The sequence below is a fragment of the Halanaeroarchaeum sp. HSR-CO genome (assembly GCF_024972755.1).
Taxonomy (GTDB): Archaea; Halobacteriota; Halobacteria; order Halobacteriales; family Halobacteriaceae; genus Halanaeroarchaeum.
The window spans coordinates 513,043-532,957 of sequence record NZ_CP087724.1; the positions used below are offsets into that span (position 1 = coordinate 513,043).

Here is a 19,915-nt window from a genome sequence, read left to right on the forward strand (position 1 = left end):
CCCACATACCGATTGCCACCGCCTCGGTTTCCGCCGCAAGCGGGCGCCCGCGAAGGGGCGAATCCCGCGGGCAGGCCAGCCGTTTCACCCCATGCGATCGTAGGATGGTCCATGACCGATCCAACGGAGCGGAACCGCCTCGAGGACGAGGAGAGCCCGTACCTCCAGGCCCACGCCGACAATCCCGTCAACTGGCAGCCCTGGGACGACGCGGCTCTCGAGGCCGCACGCGAACGGGATGTTCCCATCTTTCTCAGCATCGGCTACTCGTCGTGTCACTGGTGTCACGTCATGGCCGAGGAGTCCTTCGAGGACCCCGCCGTCGCCGAACGGTTGAACCGGGAGTTCGTGCCCATCAAGGTCGACCGCGAGGAGCGACCGGATATCGACAGCATCTACATGACCGTCTGTCGGCTGGTCTCCCAGGGTGGCTGTGGCTGGCCGCTGTCGGTCTGGCTCACCCCAGATGGCCGCCCCTTTTTCGTCGGGACGTACTTCCCGAACGAGGCACAACACGGCCGTCCGGCATTCGGTGACCTCCTCGACGATATCTCGGCGTCCTGGGAGACCGACCGTGACGACCTCGAAGCCCGGGCGGAGCAGTGGCTGGCGGCAGCGAAGGGTGAACTCGAAGACGTGCCGATTCCCTCGGAGAAGACGCCCGGCAGCGACCTCCTCGAACGAGCCGCCGATTCGTTCGTCCAGCAAGCCGACCGAACCTACGGCGGATTCGGCCGGGGGCAGAAATTCCCCCAGGTCGGCCGACTCCTCGCCCTGGCGCGGGTCGCCGACCGGACCGGTGACGAGGAGGCGCGAGCGGTCCTAACGGAATCCCTCGATGCCATGGCCGAGGGCGGACTCCGCGACCAGCTCGGGGGCGGCTTCCACCGCTACTGCGTCGATCGGAACTGGACGGTCCCGCACTTCGAGAAGATGCTCTACGACAACGCCGAGATTCCGCGGGCCTTCCTCGCCGGTTATCAGTTGACCGGCGAGGAGCGCTACGCCGACGTCGTCGCGGAGACCGTGGACTTCGTCGACCGCGAACTCCGGCACCCCGACGGTGGCTTCTACAGCACCCTCGACGCCAGGAGTCCCCCACCGGGCGACCGGGAAACCGAGGGACGTGGCGAGGAAGGGGTGTTCTACACGTGGACGCCCCAGTCGGTCACGGTAGCGATGGACGAGAAGGCCGCAATCGACGATTCAGACGCCGCGGCCGGAGTGCTCGCCGACCTGTTCTCGGCACGCTTTGGCGTGACCGAGACGGGGAACTTCGAGGGGCAGTCGGTTCTCACGCAGTCGACGTCCGTCGCGGAACTGGCGGACGACTTCGACCGCGACGAGGAGACGGTCGAGTCACTGCTGGCGGTGGCGGCGGGGCGGGCCCGCGCCGCACGGGACGACCGCCCACGGCCACCCCGCGACGAGAAGGTGCTGGCCGGCTGGAACGGCCTGCTGATCACCACGCTCGCCGAGGCCGCACTCACACTCGACGACGAGCGATACGCGAGGATGGGGACCCAGGCACTCGCATTCGTCCGCGACCACCTCTGGGACGGCGAGACGCTCGCGCACCGCTACAAGGACGGCGACGTCACGGGAGAGGGCTACCTCGAGGACTACGCCTTCCTCGCCCGCGGCGCCCTCGCACTCCACGGTGCGACCGGGGACCTCGAGCCGCTCGCCTTCGCGCTCGACCTGGGCCGAGCCATTCGGGACCGCTTCTGGGACGATGCCCAGGAGACGCTCTTCTTCACGACCGAGCAGGGTGATGGGCTCCCGGTTCGGCCCCAGGAGGTCTCGGATCAGTCGACGCCCTCGAGTACCGGGGTCGCGGTCGCGGTGCTCTCGGCGCTCGACGCCTTCGACCCCGACGGCGGCTTCGCCTCGGTGGCCGAGCGCGTGCTCAGGACACACGCCGAATCGATACGGGAGGCCCCGGGTCAGTATTCGACGCTGGCACTCGCAGCGGACGACCACGCACTGGGCCACCTCGAGGTGACGATTGCCGCCGAAACCATCCCCCGCGGGTGGCGGCAGATGCTTGGCGAGCAGTACGTCCAGGCCCGCTTGCTCACCCGGCGGCCCCCGGACGACGAGACGCTCGCCGAGTGGCTCGAAGCACTCTCACTCGACGAGGCACCGCCGATCTGGGCGGGTCGTGCGGCCCGAGACGGCCCGACCGCGTTCGTCTGCCGGCAGGCCTGTTCACCGCCGCTCCAGGAGGTGGCCCATATCCAAGAGTGGATCGACGAGTTCCGACCGGTCGGCTGACGGGGACGGCCGGCCGACTGCCGACGCTCCTACCCGAACGTGACCGTCTTCGTCGACGATTCGACGATGTCGAGCAGGTCGTCCATCGTCGAGTGTGGTCTGAGGTCGGTCGGTTCGAGGTCGCGGGAGTCCATGCACGTCCCGCACGCGTCGAGTTCGCCACCGTTGCGCTGGTACTTGATCATGGCTCCGTGAACGTTGACGCCGTCTCCTCGCAGGTCGGGGGCCTCGACGCCATCTCCCAGCAGGAAGGTCCGCACGTCGTGGCCAGCGTCCAGTGCGGTGTTCGCGAAGCGGAACCCGTTCCAGATCGTTCCGGGGTCGTTCGTCTCCACGATGATGCCGATCTCCATGCTGGGCCGAACGGGGACGTCCCTGGAAGGTGTATCGGTCGTGGCGGACCCCTCTCCTATCTATCCATCGCGTCGATGGCCTCGACGAGCGTCGCTATCTCCGCCTCGCCGTCCTCGAGAACGTTCTGCCCGTGAGCCGTCAGTACCGTCTCGACGTCGTGGCCGCTGAGCAGGGAGACGCTCTCGAGAGTCTGGGCCGTGTCGGCGTTCAACTCGTCTGCCAGTGGCGCCAGTGCACCGGGCCAGTCCCCGTCCATGGCGAACGCGGAGTCGCTCCCACAGACCGCGTCACCCGCCAGGAGGACGTCCTCGTACAGGTAGGCCAGGTTGTCGGGGGTGTGGCCCGGAACCCCGATCGTCTCGAACCCCCAGTAGGTCTCGCCCGCCGCCATTTCGACGTCGTAGTGGACCCCCGCGTCGTCGAGGAACTGGGTATCGCCGGCCGGAATCGCGACCGTCAGGTCGAACTGCTCCCTGAGGGCCGGGATCCCACCGAAGTGGTCGATATCGCCGTGCTCGGCGACGGCGACGTCCACGTCGTGGTCTTCGAGCACCGCTCGCAGGTCGTCGGCCGTCGAGTCGTCGCCAGTCCCGAAGAGCACCGTCGCCTCGTCGGTCTCGACGATCGCGACCGAGAGTGGCTCCTCGATGTCTCCCCATCCCCACGGCAGGTCGTACGCGTACACGCCGTCTCGAATGTCCATGTCCATACATTGTCCCACCGACACTTAACGACCCTCGTTCGGTGACGGGACGTCCACGCTCACCGTTCACAGCGAGACGCTGGCTGCGAGGTCGTCTTCGGTCCCGGCAGGGCCGCTCGCCGCGTGGATCAGGCTGGCGGTCAAGAGGATGACGCTCGCGGTGAGGAACGCGGAACTCAGTGGCGAGGCGGTGTCCATGAACGCCCAGTACACTGGCGTCGCCGCCGTACCGAAGACGGCGCTGACGACGCCGTACATCGCCGGGGCACAGCAACAACAGGCGGTCGCGCCGGTCGTCGTGAGCGAGCCGACGAGCGACCCCCGTAGAGAGAGGTCGCGGCCCGCCTGCCACTGGTCGGTGATGACGGCGGCGTTCAGGCCGACGAGCCCGCCGAGCACCCCGAAGAGGATGACCGTCCCGACCGAGACCATCCCCGCCAGGGGAATCGCCGGGACGAAGAACTCGATTGCCGGCCAGGTTACCAGCGGGTCGGCGACGGGGAACGCTTTGACGAATCCCTCAGTCGGGGTGTTGACGCCCGGGTCGGGGTTCACGGTCACCGTGCCGGCGGAGAACGCGACGACGACGGTCGTGAAGATGGCGGTACCCACGCCAACGCGGCGCGAGAACGAACTGTCGAAGGCCGACCGGAGGACCGGCTTGGCGTCTCGCCAGACGACGTAGCCGACGAGCAGCGGGAGGCTCACCACGATGACGTAGCCCAGTGGATTCGTGATGCCGTCGTTCGCGAAGGTGACTGGATAGACGATCCAGGCGCCGAGGAGTGTCCCCAGCGCGGCATATCGGGGGCGGTCCGGCCAGTAGCGTCGGGTGACGAGGAGACTGGCGATCATGACGGTGGTGCCGACGAGGAGACTCGCGAGCGGATAGAGGTGGTTCAACGACGGGCCGACGGTCGCCACGACCTGGATCTCGACCAGGCCGATGGCACCGAGGCCGGCCACGACGAAGCCCACCAGCATCGCTGGGGCACCCCACCGTGTTGAAAGCATCCCGCGTGCGATAGCGAGCGGAGAACCGGCGAGCAGGAGAAGCCCCAGGGCGAAGAGCCCGAGGAGCAGCCAGTGCGGCGTCCCCGCGTGGGTCGTCCCCGTGTGTGCCGACGCGGCGGGGACGAGTGCGAGGCTTACCACACTCACGGCGCCGGTGAGTGCGATCACGGAATGGCTCGATTCGCTGTGCATGGGGTCGGCTCGGCCGTCACTTCGACCGGTCACGGTAACGGCGTTCTGGTGTGCGGTTCGAAGTGCCGAACGCGCTCCAGGACCGCCACGACCAGTTCTCGGCAATCGTCGCTGCTTCTCGCGCGCTTTCGCTCTGGTCGGGTGTCGGTAAAGGGCCCGTGCGCCGGATCGGACGACGCTCGGCGACGGGACCGCGAAGCCAGTATCGAGACTCGCACCAGAACCCCCTTTTCTCGTCCGCTCCCAGTACGTGTAGATGACGACCGGCGACAGCGTCGATGGGGTCTCCCGCCGCTCGTTCCTCAAGCGTGCCGTCGCGGTGGGCGGTGCCGTGGGGCTCTCGGCGTGCGTCGAACAGGAGGGGACGGTCGACGTCCCTCGTGGTCCCGAGGACCGCTCGTCGCTGCCGGCGCGTCAGCACGCCTGGAACGACGTGCTGGCGACCGACGACGCGGGGAACGTCCTGAACGCGCGCCACCACGTCCTCGTCCTGCTCTCCCTTCCCGAGCCCGGGCCACCGACCGAGGAGATGCGGTCCACCGTCGCGTCGGCGTTTGGGAGTCTGGAACGTGCGTACGCCAGGAGCAACCGGGGACTCCTCTTCACGGTCGGGTACTCCCGTTCGTATTTCGACCGGTTCGACGATCCCCTCCCCGAAAGCGTCGACCTGCCCCACCCCGAACCCCTCGCGCCGTTCGAGAACCCGGAGATGGACGACGCGGACGTTCTCGTGCACCTCGCGAGCGACCTGCCAGAGGTCGTGTTGCGGGCCGAGCAGGCGCTCCGCGGGAACAGTCGACGGATCAACGGCGTCGAGGTGACTGCGGGCGTGACAGACGTTCTCCAGTCCGTCGACCGGCGAACCGGTTTCGTGGGGGCTGGATTGCCCGCAGAACACACGGACGTCGCCGACGTCTCCGAGGGAGCCATTCCCGAGGAGGCGCCGTTCTTCATGGGATTCAAGTCCGGGTTCGAGAAGAACCAGGCCAGCGAGGACCGGGTGACCATCGAGTCCGGACCGTTCGCCGGCGGGGCGACCGAACACCTCTCGACCATGTCCATCGACCTCGAACAGTGGTACGAACAGGACGACCGATACCAGCGGGTGGCCAAGATGTTCTGCCCGGGGCACGCCGAAGCAGGGACGGTCGAGGGCGTCGGCGAGAACCTCGGCACGTCGAGTAAGATGGACGACTGCGCCGATCCGAAAGCGGCCGCCCGGGAGTACGGAATCGCCGGCCACTCCCAGAAGATGCTCTCGGTTCGCGAGGACGATTCGCCCATCATCCTCCGGCGCGACTTCGACTCGACGGACGGCGACCGCCCCGGCCTGCACTTTCTCGCCCTCCAGGAGACCATCGACGACTTCGTCAGGACCCGGGCGGCGATGAACGGGACCGACGTCGCCGCCGAGACGGCGGTCGGGACGCGCACGAACAACGGCCTCCTCCAGTACATCGCGGTCCACCACCGAGGGAACTACCTCGTCCCACCGCGCTCCTTGCGCGCGCTCCCACCGGCGAACCCGGGGACGGAAGTGAGCCAGTGACGCGAGGGAGGACGAACCGAGCCATCCACGCGATGAAGCCGGATCCGAACCAATGACACGAGACAGCGACCCCAGCCGGTCCGAACCGACGACGAATAGACGAACGTTTCTCGGCACGGTCGGGGCAGTCGGGACCGCCAGCCTCGCCGGCTGTTCGGACCTCCTCCAGTGGCAGTCGCCATATGCACCGCCGGTCGTCGAGGATCGACCCGATGCCGTCTATCATCCCACGCACACCGAGGAGATGGTGATGGCGGGGATGAAGAAGGCGGGACCGTACGGCTGTGCGCTCTCGTACGGGTATCCACACCGGTTCTGGCTGGTGACCGGGACGCGCACGGAACGCGTCTCGATCCGGGAGGACGATTCGGTCCACCTGATGGCCACGATCTGGGACCGGGCGTCCGGGATCGTCCTGCCCGACGCGAGTCCCGACGTGGAGATATCCGTCGGCGAAGAGACGGTCACATCCCTCAACCCCTGGTCCATGCTCTCCCAGCAGATGGGCTTTCACTTCGGTGACAACGTCACTCTCCCAGGCGATGGGTCCTACGACGTCGAAATCGGGATCGCACCGCCCTCGCTCCCCCGATCCGAGTCCATGCCCGACGCTCCCGACGAGCGGACGACCTGCTCGGTCGACTTCGAGTTCTCCCGGGCCGAACGCGACGAACTATCGGTCACGGAGTTCCCGGACAGACAGGGCGACCCAGGTGCGGTGCCCGCGATGGACATGTCGATGACGCCGACGTCGACGGTGCCAACCATGGGAGACCTCCCCGGGCGGACGCTCGGGTCGGCCACGAGCGGGGACGCCGCCTTCACCGTAACGATCGTCGACGACGCCGCCCGATTCGGTGCGTCGGCGGACCAGTCCTATCTGTCGGTGTCGCCGCGGACGCCACACAATCGGTTCGGACTCCCGTTCATGTCGCTCTCGGCGTCTCTGGACCGCGACGGCTCCGCCACAGACGTCTCCCTCGACGCGGCCCTCGACCCGGCGCTCTCCCTCCATTACGGTGCGGTCGTCGCCGAACCGGTGACTGGCACCGACCTGACGGTCACCGTGGAGACGCCACCACAGGTATCCCGCCACGAGGGATACGAGACGGCATTCCTGGAGATGCCGCCGGTGGAGTTCACGCTGTAGGCCGCCACGACCGACAGGCGGCTATCGGTCGTCGGGCCCCGGGTCGCCAGTCCGATATCGCCGGCCCTGGGCAGACCCCTCGGCGACAACCAGCGAGTACTGTTCCATCTTGGTCAGGTAGGTTCGGAGCGTCCGCTTCGTTCGAGGCTCCTCGACGGTCTCCTCGTAGGCGTCGTAGAGGTCGCCCGGTGCGATCGGTTCGTCGCTCGCGATGACGTCGTAGAGGACGCGCTGGTGGTCGTTGAGTTTCTCGAGCAGTGTCCGCCTGACCCGTGTCTGCGCATCGCTGACCGCGTCGTCGACGATCGCCTCGGCGATCCCGTCTAGATCACGGCTCTCGGCCAACTGGGCCGCCGACCGGAGGACGGCGATGGCGTTGCGGGCGTTGCCGTCGGCCGCCCTGGCGATAGCCTCGAGTTCCGACCGACCGACGACGTCGGGTTGCAGCCCCTTCTGCGCGCGTTGTTCGAGGATCGAGACGAGCGCGTCGGTCCCGTAGCGGTCGAAGGACACGCGGGTCGCGGTCCGGAGACGACTCTGAAGTCGATCGTCGATGCCGGCGAGGACTTCGGCCTCCCCGTTCGAGATGAGCACCATCTCGACGTGTGGGAGTTCGTAGAGTTCGTAGAGGACGGCCGATTCAGCGAGCTGGTCCACCTCGTCCAGGATGACGACAACCGGGATATCGACCTCGCGAAGTCGTTCCAGCAGGTCGCTCGCCGACGACCGGTTGCGGATGGCCTCCGCGCTGTCCAGGCCGTCGAGGATCCGGAAGAGCACGCGGTACCGCGTGTAATCCGACCAGCAGTTGACGTACTGCGTCTCGATGTCGAGGACCCGCTCGCGCAGTTTTCCGAGGAGGTACTTCGCGCTGCACGTCTTGCCCGTCCCGCTCGGTCCGGTGAGGAGCAGTTCGGTGCCCGGGTCGCCCTCGACCACCGGCTTGAGCGCCGAGGCCATCAGGTTGAGCTCCGCGTCCCGGTGGTGCATGTCGCCCGGGACCCAGTCCTCCTGGAAGACGCGCGCGTCGGCGACGACGGCTCCGCGGGTTCCGTCTCCGATCACGGCCGGGTTTCGTCCCGAGCGATGAAAGCGGTTGTGGCGGGTCGGCGCTTTGGGGCAGGGTCCGCTGCTGGCGACCGGGCCTCACCCCTCGATCCAGCCGAGCGTGTCGCCGGGCGCGCAGACCTGGTCCTCGCTGATCCCGATCTCGACGAGGGTGCCGTCTGCCGGAGCGGGGACGTCGATATCTACTTTCTCCACCTGGATGGTGCAGAGCGTCTCGCCCTCGGTGACCGATGCCCCTTCGGTGACGAACCAGTCGACGAGGACTGCTTCGGCCTCGTCGGTGTCCTCGGGCCAGACGGCATCCGGGGTGACGGCGGTCCGTTCGCCGCTCATGGCGACAGCGAGCGGACCGGATCGAGCGACCGGATCGTCTGAACGATGTCGTCGGTTCCCGGCAGCACCTCGTTCTCCAGCGGCCGGGCGTACGGGATCGGAACGTCTGGTATCGCCAGTCGTTTGACGCCCTCGAGGTCCTCGAGTGCGGCCTCGGCGACTCGCGCGGTGATCTCGCCGGTGACTCCGAACGACTGGTAGTCCTCGTCGACGACGACCAGGTTGCCGGTCTTCCTGACCGACTCCAGGATCGTCTCCGTGTCGAGGGGGACGAGCGTCCGCAGGTCGATGACCTCGACGTCGACCTCGTCGGCCAGTTCTTCCGCCGCCTCCAGTGCCCGGTGGACGTGCAGACCGAGGGTGACCACGGTCACGTCGTCGCCCTCGCGTTTCACATCGGCGCTGCCGAACGGGATGGTGTAGTCCTCCTCGGGGACCGGCGTCTTCGGGCCGTCGGGGGCCGGCATCCAGCCGAGTCCCATGAGCCGTTTGTGGAACATGTACACGACGGGGTCGTCGTCGCGGATGGCGTTGTGCATGAGGCCCTTCGCGTCGTAGGCCGTGCTCGGTACGACGACCTTCATGCCGGGCAGGTGGGCGAAGGTGCCGTAGAGGGTCTGGGAGTGCTGGGCCGCGTCGTTGTAGGTCCCCCCGACGGCGGTCATGAGCGTCATCGGGACGGAGACGTTTCCGCCGCTCATGTAGGTGTTCTTCGCCATGTTGTTGTAGATCTGATCCATCGCGACGCCGAAGAAGTCGGCGAACATCAACTCGACGATGGGCCGCATGCCGGACTGAGCGGCACCCACGCCGGCCCCGATGAACGCCGTCTCCGAGATGGGGACGTCCATGACCCGATCGTAACCGAACTCCTCGCGGAGGCCGGTCGTGCTGTCGAAGATGCCCTCGTAATCGGCGACGTCCTCGCCCATCACGAAGACCTCCTCGTTTTCGCGCATCTCGTGGGCGATGGCGTCGACCATCGCTCTGCTCATCGTGCGTTCGCGATCGGTCATTGGGTTTCACCTCCGTCGGTCGCCGGTTCGGCGTCCGTGACCCCGGACGGCGGGTTGGTGAAGACGTCCTCGTAGGCAGCGTCGGGTTCGGGTTCGGGCTGATCTTTCGCCCAGGCGATAGCGTCGTCGACGCGCTCCTGGGCGTCGGTCCTGATCGAGTCCCGTTCGTCGGCGGTAATTCCGGCGTCCTCCATGGTCGCCTCGAGTCGTTCGATCGAATCGCGCATTTGTGCGGCCTCTTTATCCTCTTCGGGGCGGTACGCCTCCGCGTCGCCCATGAAATGACCCATCCGGCGGTGCACCTGTACCTCCAGGATGCTCGGTCCGTTGTCGTCACGGGCACGTCCGATGGCTTCCCGTGCGGCCTCGAACACTTCGACGGCGTCGTCGTGTCCCACGCGTTCGTGGGGGATGTCGTGACCCTCTCCACGCCGGGAGCCGTCCTGGACGTCGGTGATGCGCTCTTTCGGCATGCTTATCGCCCAGTCGTTGTCTTCGATGACGAAGACCACGGGCAGGTCCTGGACCTTCGCGAGGTTGAGCGATTCGAGGAAGGCACCCTGGTCGATGGCGCCCTCCCCGAGGAAGGCAACGGCGATGTCGTCCGTGTTCCGCTTCTTCGCTGCCAGCGCAGCCCCGACGGCAGGTGGGACACCCTGTGCGATGATCCCACTGCAGGCGAAGTTCACGTCGGGGTCGAACAGGTGCATGTGCCCGCCTTTCCCCTTTCCGAGGCCGGTCTCTCGCCCGAATATCTCCGCCGTCATCCGATCCAGGTCGACGCCCTTCGCGATGGCCACGTGATGGGGCCGGTGCGGTGCGGTGACCGTGTCACTGTCGCGAAGATGTGACACGACGCCGGCAGCCGACGATTCGTGCCCCGCTGCGAGGTGCAACTCGCCGGGGATCGGGCCGGCCGAGATATCGAACGCCGGCTGTTTGCCCTCGAGATACTCCTCCTGGAGTCGTTCCTCGTAGTATCTGGCCGTTACCATCCACTCGTACATCTGTCGTAGCTGTCGTTCTGTTGGCATCGCAACCCACGCCCAATAGTTGATAAGCTGACACCATAAACGTATCAATCAGTCTACCATCTTACTGTTCTGACAATGAAACGAACCTGGCCCGAACGTTCATCCGAATCCGGGACGAATCACGGACCATGGCACGAGACGACACCCTCCTCAACGCCCTGATCGGTGCCATCGTCAGCGTGGTCCTCGCCTTCCTGCCCTTCTCGACCGTCCTCGGTGGCGGTGTCGCGGGCTATCTCCAGGGTGGGGACCGCTCGGAAGGACTCCGGATCGGCGCGTACGCCGGTGCCATCGCGGCGATACCGTTGCTCATCGGGATGGTACTCTTCGGCGGTATCTTCTTCCTCGGCGCCCTCTTCGAACCGAGCGCCGCCCTCGGGTTCGTGTTCGTCTTCTTCGCTCTGGGGGTCGGCCTGGTGTACACCGTAGGATTGAGTGCGATCGGCGGCTATCTGGGCGCGTACATCGCAGAAGAGTACCGTTAGAGGTTCTTGAACGCCGAGATGAAGTCCTCGTCGACGGTCAACTGCTCGTCCATCTGCTCTTCGACCGCGTCGAGTTCCTCGAGGAGCGTTTCGTACTCCTCGCTCTCCGTGAGTTCGGAGGCGGGTTTCGACGTCTCGAGAGCCGCCTTCTTCGCGGCGAGCGAGTAGTAGTGCTGAACGTCTTCGTCGTACTGTTTCCGGTTCAGGAGGTCGTCGACGATGGCCTCGAGGTCCTCGCGCGACACCGGTTTCGTGAGGTAGTCGTCGAAGCCCATCTCGAGGACGTCGAAGTCGGGATCGATCGCAGTCACCATCGCCACCCGGATCCCGAATCCCCGCTCTCGCATCTCCTGGAGGAGTTCGTCGCCGGAGAGGTTGGGCATCCGCCTGTCGAGGAGGGCCACGTCGACCGAATCGTCCAGTTGTTCGAGCGCCTCTGCCCCCGAGTTGGCCGTTCGAACCTCGTAACTGCCCTCGAGCCACGCCTCGAACAGCGCGGTGATGTTGGTCTCGTCGTCGACGAGCAGCACGGTGTCCTTCGTATCGGACATGCTAAATTACCCCGTTGCCGCGGTCCCTTCGCACCATCTGCTGTGCGGTGCTTTTCGTGTATCCATTATAAAACCTCCTACGTGCTCTCTTGGACAGTATTTCCGGCGCCGAAGGCTTATAGCGCCGCGACCACCGACGAATGGGTATGGACGACGAACCCGGAGGGCCACGGCAGGCCCACACGGTCCGGCTCGAACTCACCGACGAGCCGGGCGAACTCCTGCGGGCGCTCGAACCGATCGCCGACCGAGGGGGGAACCTGCTCAGCATCTTCCACGAGCGCGGATCGCTCACGCCACGGGGACGGATTCCCGTCGAGATCGACCTGGAGGCGACAGCTCACCAGTTCGAGACGATCATCGACGCACTCCGCGACCAGGGGGTCAACGTCATCCAGGCGGGTACTGAACGCTACGCCGAGGAGGTGACGCTTCTCCTGGTCGGCCACCTCATCGATACGGACCTCTCCGACACCATCGAGCGCATCGAGGAGAACGCCCACGTCTCGGTGATCGACCTCTCCCTGTCGGGCGAGGTGGGAACCGACCACGTGAGTACTGCCCGGATTCGACTCGCCACCGAGGCCGGCCGGATCGAGGATGCCATCGGGAACGTCCGGGGGGTCGCTGCCGCGAAGGACCTTCGGGTCATCGAACCGCTCGTGGGGGAGGCCTGACGATGCGGCTCGCAATCATGGGTGCCGGCGCGGTCGGCCGCTCGGTCGCCGAACTCGCCCCCGAGTACGGTCACGACGTCGTCGGCATCGCCGACTCCGGTGGTAGCGTGGTCGACGAGAACGGACTCTCCATCGGCGACGTCTTCGCGACCAAAGACGAGACCGGAACGGTCGGGACGGCCGATTCTGCAGCCGTCCTCCAGGCCGATTACGACGTGCTGGTCGAGGCGACGCCGACGACCCTCGGCGACGCCGAGCCAGGCTTTGGCAACCTCGTCACTGCACTCGACCGTGATCGGCACGTCGTCCTCGCCAACAAGGGCCCCGTCGCCGAACGGTACGACGAGGTGATGGCTCTCGCCGCCGAGTCGGCGGGCGAGGTCCGATTCGAGGCGACGGTCGGCGGTGCCATTCCAGCCATTGCCACCATCGAAGGTGTCGGCCCGTCACGGGTGACCGCGGTTCGGGGCGTCCTGAATGGAACCGCGAACTTCATCCTCACGCGCATGGCGAAGGAGGGGCTCTCCTACGAACACGTTCTCGCGGAGGCCCAGGACCTCGGCGTGGCGGAGGCCGATCCGTCCTTCGACGTCGAGGGGACCGATGCCGCACTCAAGGGAGTCATCGTGGCGAACGTCCTCGACGGCGGCGATTACACGCTGGAGGACGCGACGGTCGAGGGCATCACCGAGTTGCCGACGAGTGCGCTCGATTTGGCTGCGGAGGACGGGCGCACCGTTCGCCTCATCGTCGAGGTCACCGATGACGGCGTCCACGTCGGCCCCCGTCTCGTCCCCGAACACGACACCCTGGCCGTCTCTGGAACGATGAACATCGTCCAGCTCGAGACCGAACACGCTGGCCGCCTCAACATCAGCGGTCGAGGGGCCGGCGGGCCCGAGACGGCGAGCGCCGTGCTTGCCGACGTCGACCGCCTGGACTGACCCGGTACGCCGCCACGACTGACACCTGTTCGGACCGCCCGCGCTCGCCCGGGCCGGTTCGCACGAGCCTCTCTCACAAACCGCAAGACGGCGTCGGGTTCGCTCTCAGCGGGTTTCGAAATGGTTTTAATACTAACTGCCGAAGGAAACCCACAGAGCGCGTCTACAGCGCGAATATCACACCATGAGCGACAAACCGCACCAGAACTTGGCCATTATCGGCCACGTCGACCACGGAAAGAGTACGCTCGTGGGTCGACTCCTCTTCGAGACGGGGAGCGTCCCCGAGCACGTCATCGAACAGTATCGCGAAGAAGCCGAAGAGAAGGGTAAGGGCGGCTTCGAGTTCGCCTACGTCATGGACAACCTGGCCGAAGAGCGCGAGCGCGGTGTCACCATCGACATCGCCCACCAGGAGTTCGAGACGGACACCTACTACTTCACCATCGTCGACACTCCGGGCCACCGCGACTTCGTGAAGAACATGATCACGGGCGCGTCGCAGGCTGACAACGCCGTACTCGTCGTCGCGGCGGACGACGGCGTCCAGCCGCAGACCCGTGAGCACGTCTTCCTCGCTCGCACCCTCGGTATCGAGGAACTCATCGTCGGCGTCAACAAGATGGACCTCGTCGACTACGAGCAGAACACCTACGACGAAGTCGTCGAAGAGGTAAAGGGCCTGTTCAAGCAGGTCGCGTTCAACACGGACGACGCCAGCTTCATCCCCATCTCCGCGTTCGAGGGCGACAACGTCTCCGACCACTCGGAGAACACGCCCTGGTACGACGGCGAGACGGTCCTCGAGGCACTCAACAGCCTGCCCGAGGTCTCGCCGCCGACCGACGCACCGTTGCGCCTCCCGATCCAGGACGTCTACACCATCTCCGGCATCGGGACGGTCCCGGTCGGACGTATCGAGACGGGCATGATGCACCCGGGTGACAACGTCTCCTTCCAGCCCTCCGACGTGGGTGGCGAAGTGAAGACGATCGAAATGCACCACGAGGAGGTCCCCGAGGCCGGCCCCGGCGACAACGTCGGGTTCAACGTCCGCGGCATCGGCAAGGACGACATCCGCCGCGGCGACGTCGTCGGCCCCGCCGACGACCCGCCCAAGGTCGCCGAGACGTTCACGGCCCAGATGGTCGTCATGCAGCACCCCTCGGTTATCACCGCTGGCTACACGCCGGTCTTCCACGCCCACACGGCACAGGTCGCGTGTACCATCGAGGCCATCGACCAGAAGATCAACCCGTCCACTGGCGAGGTCGAGGAGGAGAACCCCGACTTCATCCAGTCCGGTGACGCCGCCGTCGTCACCGTGCGCCCGCAGAAGCCCCTCTCCATCGAGCCGTCCTCGGAGATCCCCGAACTCGGCTCCTTCGCGGTGCGTGACATGGGCCAGACCATCGCCGCCGGGAAGGTCCTGGACGTCACCGAAGCCTAATCCATGCAACAAGCACGTGTTCGGCTCGCCGGCGTGAGCCCCGGAGACCTCGACGATATCACCGCGGACGTCCGGGAGATCGCCGAGAAGACGGGCGTCAACATGAGCGGGCCGGTCCCGCTCCCGACGAAGACCCTCGAGGTCCCGGCCCGCAAGTCGCCGGACGGCGAGGGAACCGCCACGTGGGAACACTGGGAGATGCGCGTCCACAAGCGTCTGATCGACATCGACGCCGACGAACGCGCCCTCCGCCAGCTCATGCGAATTCAGGTCCCGAACGACGTCTCCATCGAGATCGTCCTCGAGGACTAGCAACGCGCTCGACGCTCCCCGTCTTTCGACCGAAACAGAACACACAAATACAGCAGGCAGATAGTGCCTGATGCGGGCTCGTAGATCAGTGGCAGATCGCTTCCTTCGCAAGGAAGAGGCCCTGGGTTCAAATCCCAGCGAGTCCATGGACTTTTTTACTCGTCGGGTTTCCTCGCTCACTTCGTTCGCTGCGGGAACCCTCCTCGCAAAAACCTCCACTAAAAACCCGCAGCCGCGAGCCTGCGGCTCGCGGGCCGCGCACCGTCTAGTGCGTACCGCTCCGTAACGTGGCCTCGAAATTTCGTCTTCGTACCGCGGGAATCGGCCCGTTTTGGAGGTCGTGTGAACGATGCGAATCCGAACTGACGGCGACTATGCGCATCGGTAGGCCGTCATTGAGGAAGCAGCGGAGAAGCTGGCGTAAATCAGACGCTGGCGATGCTACTCGATCCGGTCGATCGTCGGTATCGTGCGTGGATGAGAACGGACGTGTCGCTCCTCGCCGTGATTTCATGCTGGCGACGATCCACGGCCCCGACGCCATCGCCCGGTTCACCAACGTTTTGTGTCGTCAGAGGATATGGCGTGACATGCGACACGTAGGCCTGAAGGCCCGAATGGCGCTCGTCGGGTCGATCCTGTTCGCCTTCTACGCTATCGCCGCCGTGGTCGTCATGGGCGTGTTCGGCTGGCCGCTCTGGCTCGTGCTGCTCGGAAGCGTCGCGTTCGTCGGCGTGCAGTACAAGGTCGGCAAGTGGGCTGCACTCCGGAGCGTGGGCGCCGAGGACCTGTCCGAGACGCAACACCCGGAACTCCACGACCGCGTCGAGTCGCTCGCCGCGGACATGGGCATCGAGAAACCCCGTCTCATGATCGCGCGGATGGGCGTCCCCAACGCGTTCGCCGTCGGTCGCAAGGGTGCCGGCACGGTCGTCGTCTCCGAGGAACTCCTGCAGACGCTCACGCTCCAGGAGGTCGAGGGCGTACTCGCCCACGAACTGGCGCACGTCCGCAATCGCGACGTCGTGATGATGGTGCTGGGCCAGGGCGTGGCCTCCATCGTCGCCATCGTCGCCCAGTGGGCGGTCTTGCTGACCGGCGACAACGACCTCGCGGACTTCTTCCTCGCGCTGGTCGTCGGCCAGGTCGTCCAGTTGCTCGTGATGGTGTTCGTCTTCGCCATCTCGCGGTACCGGGAGTACGTCGCCGACCGCGACGCCGCGGCCGTGATTGGTGGCGGCGAACCCCTCGCGTCAGCCCTCGAGAAGATCAGCCACGGGTCCGAGCGGGCCCGCGACTCGGCGGTCGACGCGCAGGTCAACGCGCTATGTATCTTCGGCGAGGAACGCGGGCTGGCTCGACTGTTCGCGACCCATCCGCCGGTCGAGAAGCGCATCGAACGCCTCCGGAGCTAGCCAGCCGATGGCCGAGTTTCGAACCCTTCTCGCGGCCGTCCTCGGTGTCGGTCTCGGTGCGCTGTTCGTCGTCTATCCCGAGGCCATCGTGCGGATCCAGACCGCCGGTAAACTCCCACACGATCGAGGCAGCGACTACGGGACCGATTCGCGGTCGTCGAACCGCGTCCGATGGGCGATCCGACTGTTGGGCGTCGGCGCGCTGATTGCCGGCGTCTACTTCGGTGCGGTCGCCGTCGGCGTCGCGTGAGTCGACGGAGCCGTCGCTCTCAGACGGCCCCTTCGCGCACCATCTCGATGGCGTCGACGGGGCAGATATTCGCGCAGACGCCACACCCCTTGCAGTAGTCGAAGTCTATGTTCAGGTCGGTGTCGAAGGCGCTGTCCGGGCAGTACGTGTAACACTCACCGCACTCGATGCAGGCGTCGTGGTCGAGTTCGGGGCGGTGGGTGCGCCACGCGCCGGTTTTGCCCGCGGCCGCCTCGGTCGGTTGGCTGGCCGCGACCAGCAGTTCGTCGACCTCGGTGTCGATGTCGGTGTCGAATGCTCCCATATATTACTCCTCCGTGGCGTCGTCGTAGGCCGCACGTGCGGCCGAGGCGTTCGTCGAACCGAATGCTTCGCCGATGACGTCCGTGAGCGTCTCCAGGGTCACCAGGTCGGTGCGAGCGACCGCGCCGAGGATCGGCGTGTTGACGATGGCCGACCCGTCGGCCTGGAGACCGTGGTCCTGGGCGATCGTCGTCGCGTCCACCCTGACCAGTCGTCCGGGGACGTCGAACTGCTCGGGATCGGTGGTGTTCGCGACGACGACACCGTCTTCGGCGAGCCCCTCGGTGACCGACTCGACGTCGACCAGCGAGTCGTCGAGGACGATGACGACGTCGGGCCGGGCGACCTGGCTGTACAGTTTGATCGGCTCCGTGGAGAGGCGATTGTACGAGGTGACTGGTGCGCCACGCCGCTCGGCCCCGTAGAAACTGAAGGCGGTCGCCTCCTTCCCGTCGCGGAAGGCGGCCGCCGCGAGCAGTTGACTCGCGGTCATGCCGCCCTGGCCGCCGCGGCTGTGCCAGCGAATCTCCGTGACGTCGAGTGCGTCGGTGCTCATTGGATCTCACCTCCGAACCACGCGGTCTCGCCGGGTTCGGCCTGCCGAACGATGCGGGCCATGTCCTCGTAGTCGACGCTCTGGCCACCGATACCGGCGATGACCGAGGCGACAGGGCGGTCGAGCGCCATCACGACGTCCCGGGTCAAAATGCCGCCCCGGCCGAAGGACGTCGATCTGTCGAGGACGACCGGGGTCGCGTCGCCGACGGCGGCGGCGAACTCGTCCTCGGGGAACGGCGTGTACAGTATTGGCCGGACGACCCCGGCGTCGACGCCGTCCTCCTCGCGGAGGAGGTCCGCGGCCACCTCGGCCTCGCGTGCCATCGTTCCGAGACCGACGATGACGACGTCGGCATCGTCGGTGCGGTAGGTGTACACGAGGTCGTACTCGCGCCCGGTGACGTCGGCCAGGTCGTCGAGGGCGCCCCGGGTGGCGTCCGGGACGGCCGCCATGGCGTCCATCATCCGTCTGCGGAACCGCCAGAAATCCTCGCCGCCGGTCATCGCCCCGTAGCCGCGCGGATTCTCGACGTCGAGTTCGTGAGGAATCGATATCTCGCCGAGGTACTCGTGGGCCGCGGTCTCCGAGACGAGTTCGAGTGGCTGCATCGTGTGTGCGAGCGTGAACCCGTCGAGGTTCACCATCGCCGGCAACATGACGTCCTCGTTCTCGGCGATCCGGTAGGCGGCGAGCGTGAGGTCGTAGGCCTCCTGGACGCTCGCCGCGAACACCTGCGACCAGCCGGCGTCGCGCTGGGACAACGCGTCCGTGTGCGACCCCCAGATGTTCCAGGGCGGCCCGAGCGCCCGGTTGGCGATGGCCATGACGACCGGGAGGCGGGCACCGGCCGTCCACCACACCATCTCGCTCATGTAGAGGAGGCCCTGGCTGGCGGTCGCGGTGAACGTCCGACTGCCGGCCTGTGCCGCACCCATGACCGCCGAGAGCGCTGAGTGCTCGCTCTCGACGCGCGAGAACGACGCGTCGAGTTCGCCCGTCTCGACGTACTCGGCGATGGATTCGACGATCTCGGTCTGTGGCGTGATGGGGTAGGCAGACACGACGTCCACGCCCGCGTCGCGGACGGCCCGGGCGACCGCTCCCGTTCCGGAGAGGATCTCGGTCCCCGCGGGCCGCTCGGCAGGTCGGTCGAGGTCGGCGCTCATCGTGGCGATACCTCCCGATCGGTGAACTGACCGAAGTACTCGATGTTCTGCGCTGCTTGCTCTTCGAGCGCCTCGACGTCCGCGTCCGTCGCGGTGTCGAACCGTCCCTGTCCTTCGACGTACTCGGCGACGGGATCGGGGTTTCGGAAGGCGGAGACGCTCGGGTTGTTGAGCGTGTACTCACCCCCGCGTTCGCGCTCGAACAGCACCCACAGGGCACTCGAGACGGCAGTGCGCGCTACCTCGACCGTCTCGTCGGTGTCGATGCGCCACCCGGGCGGACAGGGCGCGTGCAGGTGCAGAAACGAGATGCCGTCGGCCGCCAGCCCCTTCTCGGCCTTGCGACGGAGGCCCGGCACGAAGCCGGGCGACGCGGTCGCCATGTACGCGGGGTCGTGTGCAGAGACGATCTCGTCGATGTCCTTCTGTCGACCGATGCGACCGGTCGGCGTCGTCGTGGTCTGTGCGCCGCCGGGCGTCCGCCCGGACTTCTGGAAGCCGGTGTTCGAGTACGCCTCGTTGTCGTAGAGGACGTACAGGATGTCATCGTCGCGATCGAGTGCGCCCGACAGCGACGCCAGGCCGATGTCGGTCGACCCACCGTCACCCGCAACGACGATGACGTTGGTGTCCTCGTCTTGCTGTTCGTACGCCTGTCTAAGGCCACTCGCGGTGCTCGCGGACGCCGCAAACGCCGTGTTCACGACGGGGACGTCGAAGGCCGTGTACGGATACACGCCCTGGACGACGCTCGCACAGGAGGCCGGGATAACGAGCGTGCTGTCCTCACCCGCCTCCTCGAGGAGGTGTCGGACGCCGAGAATCATCCCGCATCCCGAACAGGCGGGGTGCCCGTCGTTGATCTGCTGGCCGGTGTCTTCGCCAGTCCATGACATGATATTGTGTAACGTCTCCCTGTTTGTCGTCGTCAATCTCTCAGCCGTACTGTCTTACAGACGGCCCACTGTTTGCCGTCATCTCCTACGTACGTACACCCTTTTGCATAATTTGTGGTAAAACTTACCGATTTTCCGTCGGTCAGTGGGTGGGATGAACTGGCGGGGCGGTTGCGGAGGAGAACCTCGAGGTCATCCAGTCCGATGGGCCGCCGGG

The 19,915-nt window shown here is 66.3% G+C and carries 22 protein-coding genes and 1 tRNA gene; 11 read left to right on the top strand and 12 right to left on the bottom strand.

Going from position 1 to position 19,915, the window contains the following annotated elements:
- The first annotated feature begins 111 nt into the window (after window positions 1–111).
- Window positions 112–2,277, top strand: a complete 2,166-nt coding sequence (locus HSRCO_RS02710; RefSeq protein WP_259518863.1) for a thioredoxin domain-containing protein — start codon at window positions 112–114, stop codon at window positions 2,275–2,277.
- A gap of 29 nt (window positions 2,278–2,306) precedes the next feature.
- Here the strand turns inward: HSRCO_RS02710 and HSRCO_RS02715 are convergent, their stop codons facing one another.
- From HSRCO_RS02715 to HSRCO_RS02725, 3 genes are read right to left on the bottom strand one after another with little or no spacing between them, the layout of a single operon-like run.
- On the bottom strand, window positions 2,307–2,630 hold the full coding sequence (locus tag HSRCO_RS02715) for a DsrE family protein (RefSeq protein WP_259518864.1): 324 nt from the start codon (window positions 2,628–2,630) through the stop codon (window positions 2,307–2,309).
- A gap of 56 nt (window positions 2,631–2,686) precedes the next feature.
- A complete protein-coding gene (locus tag HSRCO_RS02720) occupies window positions 2,687–3,340 on the bottom strand; it encodes an MBL fold metallo-hydrolase (RefSeq protein WP_259518865.1) in 654 nt (217 codons plus the stop codon).
- 60 nt (window positions 3,341–3,400) lie between these two features.
- Window positions 3,401–4,540 carry a hypothetical protein gene (locus tag HSRCO_RS02725; RefSeq protein ID WP_259518866.1) on the bottom strand — a complete coding sequence of 380 codons (1,140 nt, stop codon included), beginning with the start codon at window positions 4,538–4,540 and terminating at the stop codon, window positions 3,401–3,403.
- Between the two features lie 256 nt (window positions 4,541–4,796).
- Between HSRCO_RS02725 and HSRCO_RS02730 the strand changes: the two genes are divergently transcribed.
- Together HSRCO_RS02730 and HSRCO_RS02735 are read left to right on the top strand one after the other, a co-directional pair.
- Complete coding sequence (locus HSRCO_RS02730; RefSeq protein WP_259518867.1) at window positions 4,797–6,089, top strand: Tat pathway signal protein; 1,293 nt, start codon at window positions 4,797–4,799, stop codon at window positions 6,087–6,089.
- Window positions 6,090–6,141: 52 nt separating this feature from the next.
- Entirely contained in the window at window positions 6,142–7,239 is a 1,098-nt protein-coding gene (locus HSRCO_RS02735; RefSeq protein ID WP_259518868.1) for an iron transporter, read from the top strand.
- 21 nt (window positions 7,240–7,260) lie between these two features.
- Here the strand turns inward: HSRCO_RS02735 and HSRCO_RS02740 are convergent, their stop codons facing one another.
- From HSRCO_RS02740 to HSRCO_RS02755, 4 genes are all read right to left on the bottom strand, one after another.
- Entirely contained in the window at window positions 7,261–8,304 is a 1,044-nt protein-coding gene (locus tag HSRCO_RS02740; protein ID WP_259518869.1) for a Cdc6/Cdc18 family protein, read from the bottom strand.
- An 81-nt stretch (window positions 8,305–8,385) separates the two neighbouring features.
- A complete protein-coding gene (locus HSRCO_RS02745; protein ID WP_259518870.1) occupies window positions 8,386–8,640 on the bottom strand; it encodes a lipoyl domain-containing protein in 255 nt (84 codons plus the stop codon).
- A complete protein-coding gene (locus HSRCO_RS02750) occupies window positions 8,637–9,656 on the bottom strand; it encodes an alpha-ketoacid dehydrogenase subunit beta (protein WP_259518871.1) in 1,020 nt (339 codons plus the stop codon). Before HSRCO_RS02750 ends, HSRCO_RS02745 begins: the two co-directional genes overlap by 4 nt.
- Window positions 9,653–10,663 (bottom strand): thiamine pyrophosphate-dependent dehydrogenase E1 component subunit alpha, encoded by a 1,011-nt coding sequence (locus HSRCO_RS02755; protein ID WP_396266420.1) that lies wholly within the window; start codon window positions 10,661–10,663, stop codon window positions 9,653–9,655. Before HSRCO_RS02755 ends, HSRCO_RS02750 begins: the two co-directional genes overlap by 4 nt.
- Window positions 10,664–10,818: 155 nt before the next feature.
- On the opposite strand from HSRCO_RS02755, the gene HSRCO_RS02760 reads away from it, so the two are divergent.
- Window positions 10,819–11,175, top strand: a complete 357-nt coding sequence (locus HSRCO_RS02760) for a DUF5518 domain-containing protein (RefSeq protein ID WP_259518873.1) — start codon at window positions 10,819–10,821, stop codon at window positions 11,173–11,175.
- Here HSRCO_RS02760 and HSRCO_RS02765 read toward each other — a convergent pair.
- Window positions 11,172–11,726, bottom strand: coding sequence for a response regulator (locus HSRCO_RS02765; protein WP_259518874.1), 555 nt, complete (start codon window positions 11,724–11,726; stop codon window positions 11,172–11,174). The genes HSRCO_RS02760 and HSRCO_RS02765 overlap by 4 nt on opposite strands.
- A 146-nt stretch (window positions 11,727–11,872) precedes the next feature.
- Here HSRCO_RS02765 and HSRCO_RS02770 point away from each other — a divergent pair, with 146 nt between their 5' ends.
- From HSRCO_RS02770 to HSRCO_RS02800, 7 genes are all read left to right on the top strand, one after another.
- Window positions 11,873–12,403 (top strand): amino acid-binding protein, encoded by a 531-nt coding sequence (locus HSRCO_RS02770; protein WP_259518875.1) that lies wholly within the window; start codon window positions 11,873–11,875, stop codon window positions 12,401–12,403.
- 2 nt (window positions 12,404–12,405) lie between these two features.
- A complete protein-coding gene (locus HSRCO_RS02775) occupies window positions 12,406–13,347 on the top strand; it encodes a homoserine dehydrogenase (RefSeq protein WP_259518876.1) in 942 nt (313 codons plus the stop codon).
- Between the two features lie 184 nt (window positions 13,348–13,531).
- Window positions 13,532–14,797 (top strand): translation elongation factor EF-1 subunit alpha, encoded by a 1,266-nt coding sequence (gene tuf / locus HSRCO_RS02780; RefSeq protein ID WP_259518877.1) that lies wholly within the window; start codon window positions 13,532–13,534, stop codon window positions 14,795–14,797.
- Window positions 14,798–14,800: 3 nt separating this feature from the next.
- Entirely contained in the window at window positions 14,801–15,109 is a 309-nt protein-coding gene (rpsJ, locus tag HSRCO_RS02785) for a 30S ribosomal protein S10 (RefSeq protein ID WP_259518878.1), read from the top strand.
- Between the two features lie 74 nt (window positions 15,110–15,183).
- Window positions 15,184–15,255, top strand: a tRNA-Ala gene (locus HSRCO_RS02790).
- A 444-nt stretch (window positions 15,256–15,699) separates the two neighbouring features.
- Window positions 15,700–16,524 (top strand): M48 family metallopeptidase, encoded by an 825-nt coding sequence (locus HSRCO_RS02795; RefSeq protein ID WP_259518879.1) that lies wholly within the window; start codon window positions 15,700–15,702, stop codon window positions 16,522–16,524.
- Window positions 16,525–16,531: 7 nt separating this feature from the next.
- Entirely contained in the window at window positions 16,532–16,774 is a 243-nt protein-coding gene (locus HSRCO_RS02800; protein ID WP_259518880.1) for a hypothetical protein, read from the top strand.
- Between the two features lie 19 nt (window positions 16,775–16,793).
- Here the strand turns inward: HSRCO_RS02800 and HSRCO_RS02805 are convergent, their stop codons facing one another.
- The 4 genes from HSRCO_RS02805 to HSRCO_RS02820 are packed head-to-tail and all read right to left on the bottom strand — an operon-like array spanning window position 16,794 to window position 19,698.
- Complete coding sequence (locus HSRCO_RS02805) at window positions 16,794–17,078, bottom strand: 4Fe-4S binding protein (RefSeq protein WP_259518881.1); 285 nt, start codon at window positions 17,076–17,078, stop codon at window positions 16,794–16,796.
- Window positions 17,079–17,081: 3 nt separating this feature from the next.
- A complete protein-coding gene (locus HSRCO_RS02810) occupies window positions 17,082–17,633 on the bottom strand; it encodes a 2-oxoacid:acceptor oxidoreductase family protein (protein ID WP_259518882.1) in 552 nt (183 codons plus the stop codon).
- Complete coding sequence (locus HSRCO_RS02815; RefSeq protein WP_259518883.1) at window positions 17,630–18,802, bottom strand: transketolase C-terminal domain-containing protein; 1,173 nt, start codon at window positions 18,800–18,802, stop codon at window positions 17,630–17,632. The genes HSRCO_RS02810 and HSRCO_RS02815 overlap by 4 nt, the downstream gene beginning before the upstream one ends.
- On the bottom strand, window positions 18,799–19,698 hold the full coding sequence (locus HSRCO_RS02820; RefSeq protein WP_259518885.1) for a thiamine pyrophosphate-dependent enzyme: 900 nt from the start codon (window positions 19,696–19,698) through the stop codon (window positions 18,799–18,801). The genes HSRCO_RS02815 and HSRCO_RS02820 overlap by 4 nt, the downstream gene beginning before the upstream one ends.
- Window positions 19,699–19,915 lie beyond the last annotated feature (217 nt).

Bases quoted from the DNA above. Each gene is read 5' to 3' on its own strand.
- HSRCO_RS02710 (WP_259518863.1), top strand. From the start codon at position 112: ATGACCGATCCAACGGAGCGGAACCGCCTCGAGGACGAGGAGAGCCCG.
- HSRCO_RS02715 (WP_259518864.1), bottom strand. From the start codon at position 2,630: ATGGAGATCGGCATCATCGTGGAGACGAACGACCCCGGAACGATCTGG.
- HSRCO_RS02720 (WP_259518865.1), bottom strand. From the start codon at position 3,340: ATGGACATGGACATTCGAGACGGCGTGTACGCGTACGACCTGCCGTGG.
- HSRCO_RS02725 (WP_259518866.1), bottom strand. From the start codon at position 4,540: ATGCACAGCGAATCGAGCCATTCCGTGATCGCACTCACCGGCGCCGTG.
- HSRCO_RS02730 (WP_259518867.1), top strand. From the start codon at position 4,797: ATGACGACCGGCGACAGCGTCGATGGGGTCTCCCGCCGCTCGTTCCTC.
- HSRCO_RS02735 (WP_259518868.1), top strand. From the start codon at position 6,142: ATGACACGAGACAGCGACCCCAGCCGGTCCGAACCGACGACGAATAGA.
- HSRCO_RS02745 (WP_259518870.1), bottom strand. From the start codon at position 8,640: ATGAGCGGCGAACGGACCGCCGTCACCCCGGATGCCGTCTGGCCCGAG.
- HSRCO_RS02750 (WP_259518871.1), bottom strand. From the start codon at position 9,656: ATGACCGATCGCGAACGCACGATGAGCAGAGCGATGGTCGACGCCATC.
- HSRCO_RS02755 (WP_396266420.1), bottom strand. From the start codon at position 10,663: ATGTACGAGTGGATGGTAACGGCCAGATACTACGAGGAACGACTCCAG.
- HSRCO_RS02760 (WP_259518873.1), top strand. From the start codon at position 10,819: ATGGCACGAGACGACACCCTCCTCAACGCCCTGATCGGTGCCATCGTC.
- HSRCO_RS02765 (WP_259518874.1), bottom strand. From the start codon at position 11,726: ATGTCCGATACGAAGGACACCGTGCTGCTCGTCGACGACGAGACCAAC.
- HSRCO_RS02770 (WP_259518875.1), top strand. From the start codon at position 11,873: ATGGACGACGAACCCGGAGGGCCACGGCAGGCCCACACGGTCCGGCTC.
- HSRCO_RS02775 (WP_259518876.1), top strand. From the start codon at position 12,406: ATGCGGCTCGCAATCATGGGTGCCGGCGCGGTCGGCCGCTCGGTCGCC.
- tuf (WP_259518877.1), top strand. From the start codon at position 13,532: ATGAGCGACAAACCGCACCAGAACTTGGCCATTATCGGCCACGTCGAC.
- rpsJ (WP_259518878.1), top strand. From the start codon at position 14,801: ATGCAACAAGCACGTGTTCGGCTCGCCGGCGTGAGCCCCGGAGACCTC.
- HSRCO_RS02795 (WP_259518879.1), top strand. From the start codon at position 15,700: ATGCGACACGTAGGCCTGAAGGCCCGAATGGCGCTCGTCGGGTCGATC.
- HSRCO_RS02800 (WP_259518880.1), top strand. From the start codon at position 16,532: ATGGCCGAGTTTCGAACCCTTCTCGCGGCCGTCCTCGGTGTCGGTCTC.
- HSRCO_RS02805 (WP_259518881.1), bottom strand. From the start codon at position 17,078: ATGGGAGCATTCGACACCGACATCGACACCGAGGTCGACGAACTGCTG.
- HSRCO_RS02810 (WP_259518882.1), bottom strand. From the start codon at position 17,633: ATGAGCACCGACGCACTCGACGTCACGGAGATTCGCTGGCACAGCCGC.
- HSRCO_RS02815 (WP_259518883.1), bottom strand. From the start codon at position 18,802: ATGAGCGCCGACCTCGACCGACCTGCCGAGCGGCCCGCGGGGACCGAG.
- HSRCO_RS02820 (WP_259518885.1), bottom strand. From the start codon at position 19,698: ATGTCATGGACTGGCGAAGACACCGGCCAGCAGATCAACGACGGGCAC.